Raw genomic sequence first — 1,438 nt, forward strand, 5'->3', positions numbered from 1 at the left:
CCCGCTTCTCGTCAAGTCCGTGAAGGACTCCTTGAGGGTCCATCCATGCCCCCGCCGCCACCCTCAACGGAGGCGCTGCGCGCCACTGCGTGGATTCAAGTCCCTCAAGGAGTCCTTCACGGACTTGCGTTGTTCAGCTTCGCGACCGGATTCGGCCATAGAACGTGAGTAGCGTTCACATTATGGATCGAAGAGCATTTATGGTGACCGCCCCTGCCGCGGCGGCAGGGGCGGCGATGCTGCCGGGTCAGGCGGAGGCGCAGCCCCAGGCGCAGGCGAAGTGGGGTCCACAGTGGCCGGTCGTCCGGTTCAACATCCTCAGTGACATCCAGGGCGATCTCACCGACTTCGGCAGCGCGCTCGACGATCTGCACGCGATCAACCCGGGCAGTGCGGGACTCGGTATCGCGGGTGACCTCACCCCGCGCGGATACGACTTCGAGTACGCCCAGCTTCGCCAGACCTTCGACAAGCACCGGCATCCGCGCGAGGTCGCCTGGGCCATCGGCAACCACGAGTTCTACGTCCCGAAATGGCGGGATCCCGACACGCTCGCCCAGGAGACCTGGCCCAACGGCACGACCGAGGACTCGCTGTTCCGCAGTTTCTACCGGTTCGCGGGCCGCAACACCGTCTACAACGAGACGTCGTTCGGCGGGGTTCCGGTGCTGTGTCTCGGAACCGAGCGGTACGCCAAGTACCACGACCCCAAGCTGTGGGACGAGGTCTGGATGAGCGACCGGCAGTTCACCTGGCTCGAACAGCGCCTGAAGTACTGGTCGATCCGGCGCAGCCCGGTGATGGTGCTGACCCATCACCCGCTGCCCAACACCGTTTCCGGTACGCACAACAAGCTTTACCGGTCCGACTACCTCCAGCCCGACAGGCTGCTCTCGATCCTCGGCCGCTACCGGGACGTGTTCCTGTTCTCCGGGCACACGCACTGGGACCTGAACCTTTCGGACTGGGTGGTGCGCCGGGTCGTTCCGGGCACCGGCAACCTCGAAGGCTTCACCGTGGTCAACACCGCCGCCGTCCAGACCGGCTGGACGGACGACGGCAAGGGCGGGGAAGTGTCGCTCGGCGGCGCGTTCAACCAGGGGCTGCAGGTCGAGGTCTCGCCCGGCTCGGTGGTCATCAAGGCCCGTGACTTCACCAGCAAGACCTGGCTGAAGCAGATCACCGTTCCCTTGCACGACTCCTGGGGATTCCCGCACTGACCACGAGTCCGGTCCCGCGTCGGTGCGGCAGGCCGTGCTTCGGGTTCTCTGTGATTCGGTACCGAAATCGCGTGATCAGACCCGGATCTCGCGTGCCTGGAGGCGGATCTCGCGTGATCAGAGGCCGAACACCCGAGTGCGGTGTCCAGACACGTGAGTCCCGCCTTCGATCACGCGAGTCATGTCCGGTCGCACCTCGATCGTGAAGTACATGAAGG

At 65.0% G+C, this 1,438-nt stretch carries 1 protein-coding gene; it reads left to right on the plus strand.

What is annotated here, in order from left to right:
- The first annotated feature begins 200 nt into the window (after positions 1 to 200).
- On the plus strand, positions 201 to 1,220 hold the full coding sequence (locus tag ACFWMR_RS33200) for a metallophosphoesterase family protein (RefSeq protein ID WP_378275364.1): 1,020 nt from the start codon (positions 201 to 203) through the stop codon (positions 1,218 to 1,220).
- The last annotated feature ends 218 nt before the right edge of the window (positions 1,221 to 1,438 follow it).

It is taken from the genome of Amycolatopsis thailandensis (assembly GCF_042723255.1).
GTDB lineage: Bacteria > Actinomycetota > Actinomycetes > Mycobacteriales > Pseudonocardiaceae > Amycolatopsis > Amycolatopsis thailandensis.

Coding starts and splice junctions, on each gene's coding strand:
- ACFWMR_RS33200 (WP_378275364.1), top strand. CDS start 201: ATGGTGACCGCCCCTGCCGCGGCGGCAGGGGCGGCGATGCTGCCGGGT.